General features: G+C 71.3%; 1 protein-coding gene. It reads left to right on the top strand.

Going from position 1 to position 7736, the window contains the following annotated elements; all coding sequences use genetic code 11:
* Positions 1 to 15 precede the first annotated feature (15 nt).
* Positions 16 to 7736: SDR family NAD(P)-dependent oxidoreductase (locus VET29_RS31010; RefSeq protein ID WP_414636668.1), on the top strand; the 7721-nt coding region annotated here is incomplete at its 3' end.

Genomic DNA, 7736 nt, shown 5'->3' with positions numbered 1-7736 from the left:
GAGGAGCCGATGGCCGTGTCCACTGAACAGCGACTGCGGGACTACCTCAAGCGCGTGACGGCGGACCTGCACGAGACCAGGCGTCGGTTGCGGGAAACCGAGGAACGGGTCGGCGAACCGGTGGCCATCGTGGCGATGGGCTGCCGGTACCCGGGCGGGGTCCGGTCCCCGGAGGACCTGTGGCGGATGGTCGACGAGGGCGGCGACGGGATCGCGGGTTTTCCCACCACCCGTGGCTGGGACCTGGACACGTTGTTCGACCAGAACCCCGAGGCACACGGCACCAGTCTCACCCGCCACGGCGGCTTCCTGCACGACGCCGACCAGTTCGACCCGGACCTGTTCGGCATCTCGCCACGCGAGGCGCTGGCCATGGATCCCCAGCAGCGCCTGCTGCTCGAGGTCACCTGGGAGCTGTTCGAACGAGCCGGTGTCGCCCCGGACTCGTTGCGTGGCAGCAGGACCGGCGTGTTCACCGGGCTCATGTACCACGACTACGCCGCCCGCATGCCGGTCATCCCGGACGGGCTGGAGGGCTACCTCGGCAACGGCAGCTCGGGCAGCATCGCCTCCGGCCGCGTGGCGTACACGTTCGGCCTCGAAGGCCCCGCGGTCACCATCGACACGGCCTGCTCGTCCTCGCTGGTCGCGTTGCACCTCGCGATCCAGTCGCTGCGGCGCGGCGAGTGCACCCTCGCCGTTGCCGGCGGCGCGACCGTGATGTCCACCCCAGCGGCCTTCGTCGAGTTCAGCAGGCTGCGCGGGCTGGCACCGGACGGCCGCTGCAAGCCGTTCGCGGCGGATGCCGACGGCACCGGCTGGTCCGAGGGAGTGGGACTGCTGCTGGTGGAACGGCTGTCGGACGCGGTGCGGCTCGGCCACCCGGTGCTCGCGGTCGTGCGCGGCTCGGCGGTGAACTCCGACGGCGCGTCGAACGGGCTCACCGCGCCGAACGGCCCCTCCCAGGAAAGGGTGATCCGCCAGGCACTGACCGCCGCGGGCCTCACCACCGACCAGGTCGACGCGGTCGACGCGCACGGCACGGGAACGCCGCTCGGCGACCCGATCGAGGCGCAGGCGCTCCTCGCCACCTACGGCAGGGACCGCGACGCCGGCCGGCCGCTGTGGTTGGGGTCGCTGAAGTCCAACATCGGCCACACCCAGGCGGCCGCGGGCGTCGGCGGCGTGATCAAGATGGTGATGGCCATGCGGCACGGGACGCTGCCCGCGACGATCAACCTCGCGGAGCCCACCCCCCATGTGGACTGGTCGGCAGGCGAGGTGCGTCTGCTGACCGAGTCCCGGGCGTGGCCTGAGGGCACCCGGCGTGCCGGGGTGTCGTCGTTCGGGATCAGCGGCACCAACGCACACGTGATCATCGAACAGGCGTCGAGTGAAGAGCTGTCCGACGACGTCCGGACCCCGCCGACCGCGCTGCCCTGGGTCCTTTCCGGCAACACGGCCGCCGCCGTCTCGGACACGGCCCGCGCTCTGTCCACTGTGGATGAGGACCCGGTGGACGTCGGCTTCTCGCTCGCGACGTCCAGGGCGGCGCTGGACCACCGCACGGTGCTGCTCGACGACCTGCCGGCCGCACTGGCCGCGACCGCGGCCGGGGAGAGCACGTCCGGCGCGGTGACGGGCAAGGTCACCGGCGGCAGGGTGGTGTTCGTTTTTCCGGGTCAGGGTTCGCAGTGGGTGGGGATGGCGCGGGAACTGTTGGGTTCGTGCGAGGTGTTCAAGGCGCGCATGGGTGAGTGTGCTGAGGCGTTGGGGAGCCAGGTCTCCTGGTCCTTGTTTGATGTGTTGGGTGATGAGGGTTTGTTGGGTCGGGTTGATGTGGTGCAGCCGGTGTTGTGGGCTGTGATGGTGTCGTTGGCTGAGGTGTGGCGGTCTTTCGGTGTGGTGCCTGCTGCGGTGGTGGGTCATTCGCAGGGGGAGATCGCGGCGGCGGTGGTGTCGGGTGGTTTGTCGTTGGTGGATGGTGCGCGGGTGGTGGTGTCGCGTTCTCGTTTGTTGGTGGCTTTGAGTGGCGGCGGCATGGTGTCGGTGGGTTTGGGGGTGTCTGAGGTTGAACGTCTGTTGGGCGAGGTCGAGGGTCTCTCGGGCGAGGCTGATACCTGGGGTGTTGGTGTCGCCGCGGTGAATGGTCCGTCGTCGACGGTGTTGTCGGGTGATGTGGCGGGGTTGGAGCGGGTGGTGGGGGAGTGCGAGCGGCGGGGAGTGCGGTGTCGGTGGGTGCCGGTGGACTATGCGTCGCACTCTGGTCAGGTTGAGGTGTTGCGGGAGTCTGTTGTCGGTGTGTTGGGAGATGTGGCTCCTCGTTCGTCCGGAGTTCCTTTCTTTTCGTCGGTGACCGGTGATTGGTTCGACACGGCCGGCTTGGATGGCAAGTACTGGTTCAGGAATTTGCGTGAGAGGGTCTTGTTCGGGGATGCCACTGCCGGGTTGTTGGAGGCTGGCTTTTCTGTTTTCGTCGAGGTGAGTCCGCATCCGGTGTTGACGATGGGTGTGGAGGAGAGTGTCGAGGCGGCCGGGGCGGACGCGGTTGTCGTGGGCACCTTGCGTCGTGATGACGGCGGCATGACGCGGATGACCCGATCCCTCGCGCAGGCCTGGGTCGGCGGCGCTCCCGTCGACTGGCGCACCGTGTTCGCCGACACCGGCGCCCGTCGCGTCGACCTTCCGACCTACCCGTTCCAACACGAACGGTTCTGGCTGGACGCCCCCTCGTTCGGCGACGCCCACGACCTCGGCCTCACCGCCGTCGACCATGGCCTGCTCAGCGCCACCACCAGACTGGCCGACGACGCCGGACTGCTGTTCACCGGCAGGCTCTCCACCCGCACCCACCCCTGGCTCGCCGAGCACACCGTCGCCGACACCATCCTGCTGCCGGGTGCCGCGTTCGTCGAACTCGCCGGACGGGCCGGGGAGGAAGTCGGCTGCGACCGCGTCGACGAACTCACCATCGAAGTCCCCCTCGTACTGACCACACAGGAGAACGCCTCCATACACGTCCAGGTCGGTGCCCCCGGCGCGGACGGCGGACGGCCGGTCTCGATCTACTCCCGGACCGGCGAGGACACCTGGACCCGGCACGCCTCGGGCGTCGTGGCCCCGGCCCGACCCGCCGACTTCGACCTCAGCACCTGGCCGCCACCCGGCGCCGAGCCAGTCGACATCGAGGGCTTCTACGAACGCGCCGCGCGGGCGGGACTCGGCTACGGCCCCACCTTCCACGGCCTGCGCGCCGTCTGGCGGCACGGCGAGAACCTCTACGCCGAGGTCACCCTGCCGGACGACGTCGAACCACACGGGTTCACCCTCCACCCCGCACTGCTCGACGCCACCCTCCACGCCGTCGCGGTCACCTCGGACGGCGGGGACCTCCGGCTGCCCTTCGCCTGGTCCGGCGTGACCGTGCACGCCACCGGCGCGAGGACGCTGCGCGTCAGGCTGTCCGTCACGGACGCGGGCACCGTCGCGGTGTGGGCCGCCGACGCGGCAGGCAAGCCGGTGGCGACCGTGGAGTCCCTCGCCCTGCGCGCGTTGCCGACCACCGAGGCGCGGGCCGTGCCGCGTGACTCGCTGTTCCGGCTCGTGTGGACGGCCGTGGCCCCTCCTGCTGATGGTGCGACCGCCAACGTCGTCGTGGCCCCGGTGACCGGTGACGACCCACGGAAGACGGTCGACGCCGTCCTCGACGTCCTTCGCTCGTGGACCGCCGACGACGCGAACGCGGACACCACGCTCGTCGTCACCACCCGAGGAGCCGTCGCGGTCGACGGCCGCCACAACGTCACCGACCCGGTCGCCTCGGCGGTGTGGGGACTCGTCCGCTCGGCGCGGGCCGAACACCCCGGCCGGTTCGTCCTCATCGACACCGACGGCACCGACGACACCCAGGACATCCCCTTCGCGGCCCTGGCCACACTGGACGAACCCGAACTGGCCGTCCGCGCGGGCGAAGTGCTCGCACCGCGCCTCGCACCGGCATCCCCCGACCCGCTACCCACCCGACCGTGGCGGCTGGACGTCACCGACAAGGGCACCCTGGACAACGCCGGTCCCGAGCCGTACCCGGACGTCGAACGAGACCTGGCACCCGGCGAGGTCCGGCTCGCGATCCGCGCGGCGGGCCTCAACTTCCGCGACGTCCTGCTCACCCTCGGGATGGTCGACCAGGACGGCCTGGGTGGCGAGGCGGCCGGCGTCGTGCTCGAGACGGGACCCGGTGTCACCGGGTTCGCCCCAGGCGACCGGGTGTTCGGCATGTTCCCGGCCTCCATCGGTCCGGTGGCGCTGGCCGACCACCGGATGATCGCGCACATGCCGCCGGCCTGGACGTTCGCCGAGGCGGCCGCCGTGCCGGTCGTGTTCCTCACCGCCTACTACGGGCTGATGGACCTGGCGAAGTCACGGCACGGCGAGTCGCTGCTCGTGCACGCCGGCGCGGGCGGTGTCGGCATGGCCGCGATCCAGCTCGCCCGTCACCTCGGCATGGAGGTGTTCGCGACCGCGAGCCCCGCCAAGTGGGCCGCACTGCGGTCGCTCGGGATCGACGACACCCACCTCGCGTCGTCGCGAACACGGGACTTCGAGAAGAGGTTCCTCACCGCGACCGATGGCCGGGGTGTGGACGTGGTGCTCAACTCGCTGTCCGGCGAGTTCGTCGACGCGTCCCTGCGGCTGCTGCCCCGCGGCGGCCGGTTCCTCGAGATGGGCAAGACCGACCGGCGCGACGCCGACGCGGTCGCCGAGGCACACCCCGGTGTCGCCTACCGGATCTACGACATCATGGAGGCCGGGCCGGTCCGCATCGGCGAGATGCTGCACGAGCTGGTCGACCTGTTCCACGCCGGTGCGCTGCGGCCGCTGCCCGTCTCGGTGTTCGACGTCCGCCGGGCCGTGGACGCACTGCGGTTCCTCGCGGGCGCGCGCCACGTCGGCAAGGTCGTCCTGAGCCTGCCCACGCCTCTCGACCCGGACCGCGCCGTGCTGATCACGGGTGGCACCGGTGTGCTCGGCAGGCAGATCGCGCGCAGGCTCGTCGAACGACACGGCGTCCGCCGACTGGTGCTGACGAGCAGGACGGGACTCGCCGCAGATGGCGCCACCGACCTGCGTGACGAGCTGACCGGGCTCGGCGCCGACGTCCAGATCGCCGCGTGCGACGCCGCGGACCGGACCGCGCTCGCCGAACTGCTCGCCGGCACCGGACCGCTCACCGCCGTCGTCCACGCCGCGGGTGTCCTGGCCGACGGCACGATCGACTCACTGACCCCCCAACAGGTCGAGGCCGTCTTCCGCCCCAAGGCCGACGCCGCCCGCAACCTGCACGAGCTGACCACCGACCACGACCTCGCCGCGTTCGTCGTGTTCTCCTCGGCCACCGGTGTCCTCGGTGGGGCCGGCCAGGCCAACTACGCCGCGGCCAACGCCTACCTCGACGGCCTCGTCGCGCATCGTAGGTCGACCGGTCTGCCAGGACAGTCCCTGGCCTGGGGACTGTGGACCGAACGCAGCGCCATGACCGGGCACCTCGACGACGCCGACGTGTCCCGAATGGCGCGCGCGGGCCTGCACACCATGTCCACAGCGGACGGACTGGCGCTGTTCGACGCCGCGCTCGGCATGGACGACGCGTTGCTCGTCCCCGTCCGGCTGGACATCACGCCCTGGCGGCGGGCGCCCACGGTCCCCGCCCTGTTCCGGGGGCTGATCACGGGCTCGGTCCGCCGGACCGCCGACAACTCCGCCGACGCGCCGGCACTCGCGAAGCGCCTCGCGGCCCTTCCCGAGGCGGACCGCGACCGCCTGCTGTTCGACCTCGTCGCATCGCACGTGGCCACGGTGCTCGGACACGGCACGGCCGGGACGATTCCCGCCACCAAGGCCTTCCAGGACCTGGGTTTCGACTCGCTGACCGCGGTCGAGCTACGCAACCGGCTCGCCGCCGCGACCGGGTTGAAGCTGCCGGCCACCCTGGTCTTCGACCACCCGAACCCGGCCGCCCTCGTCCGCCACCTGCGCGAGCTGCTGCTCGGCGCGGAGGAACAGGTGACGACCGCCGGGGTCGCGACGGACGAGCCGATCGCGATCATCGGGATGAGCTGCCGGCTGCCCGGCGGCGTCGAGTCACCGGAGGACCTGTGGCGCCTGGTGGCCGACGGCCGCGACGGCATGTCCGACTTTCCGGCCGACCGGGGCTGGGACCTGGCCGGCCTGTACCACCCCGACCCGGACCACCCCGGCACCTCCTATGTCCGGCAGGGCGGGTTCGTCGACGGCGCGGGCGACTTCGACGCGGAGTTCTTCGGCATCTCCCCACGCGAGGCCACCGCGATGGATCCGCAGCAGCGCCTGCTGCTGGAGGCATCGTGGGAGGCGGTCGAACGAGCCGGGATCGACCCGGCATCCCTGCACGGCACCAAGACCGGCGTCTTCGCCGGGGTAAGCGGCCAGGAGTACGCCGCACTGGTGGCACGGTCGGCCGCGGCCGCCGGCGCCGACCAGACAGAGGGCTACCTGCTCACTGGTACGTCCTCCAGCGTGGTCTCCGGCCGGGTCGCCTACGCGTTCGGCCTCGAAGGACCGGCGGTGACGGTCGACACCGCCTGCTCGTCCTCGCTGGTCGCCCTGCACCTCGCGGGCCAGGCACTGCGGCAGGGCGAATGCTCCCTCGCGCTCGTCGGCGGAGTGGCGCTGATGGCGACACCCGGTGCGTTCGTCGAGTTCAGCCGCCAGCGCGGCCTGGCGCCCGACGGACGGTGCAAACCCTTCGCCGACGCGGCGGACGGCACGGGCTGGGGCGAGGGCGTCGGTGCCCTGCTCGTCGAACGCCTCTCCGACGCACGACGCGCTGGTCACCCGGTGCTCGCGATCGTGAAGGGCTCGGCCGTCAACTCCGATGGCGCGTCCAACGGGCTGACCGCACCGAACGGCCCGTCCCAGCAACGGGTGATCCGGGCGGCCCTCGCCAGCGCGGGACTGACGACGTCCGAGGTGGACGCGGTGGAAGGGCACGGCACCGGCACGACCCTGGGCGACCCGATCGAGGCCCAGGCCGTCCTGGCGACCTACGGGCAGGACCGGGACCGCCCGCTGCTCCTCGGGTCGATCAAGTCCAACATCGGCCACACCCAGGCCGCCGCCGGCGTCGCCGGCGTGATCAAGATGGTCATGGCGATGCGGCACGGCGTGCTGCCCGCCACCCTGCACGTCGACGCCCCGACGTCCAAGGTGGACTGGTCGGCCGGTGCCGTGTCCCTCCTCGCCGAGGCGACACCGTGGCCCGAGACCGGCCACCCGCGCCGCGCGGGGGTGTCGTCGTTCGGGGTCAGCGGCACCAACGCCCACGTCGTCCTCGAACACGTCCCCGCACCAGAACGACGGCCGAACGAGTCCGACGGGCCGGTGCCGTGGGTGGTGTCGGCCCGCACGGAGGGTGCACTGGACGCTCAACTATCCACATTGGACACTCTGGATGGGAGTCCGCTGGACGTCGGCTACTCCTTGCTCAACTCCCGCGCTCTGCTGCCACACCGCGCCGTTCGTCTCGGACCTGGCGAGACAGTACGCGGCGCCGCGCTCGACGGTCGTGTGGTGTTCGTTTTTCCGGGTCAGGGTTCGCAGTGGGTGGGGATGGCGCGGGAACTGTTGGGTTCGTGCGAGGTGTTCAAGGCGCGGATGGGTGAGTGTGCTGAGGCGTTGAGTGGGTTTGTGTCGTGGTC

The organism is Actinophytocola sp. (genome assembly GCF_035634895.1).
In the GTDB taxonomy this organism is placed as follows: Bacteria; Actinomycetota; Actinomycetes; order Mycobacteriales; family Pseudonocardiaceae; genus Actinophytocola.
This window is presented reverse-complemented; position numbering and strand designations above follow the sequence as displayed.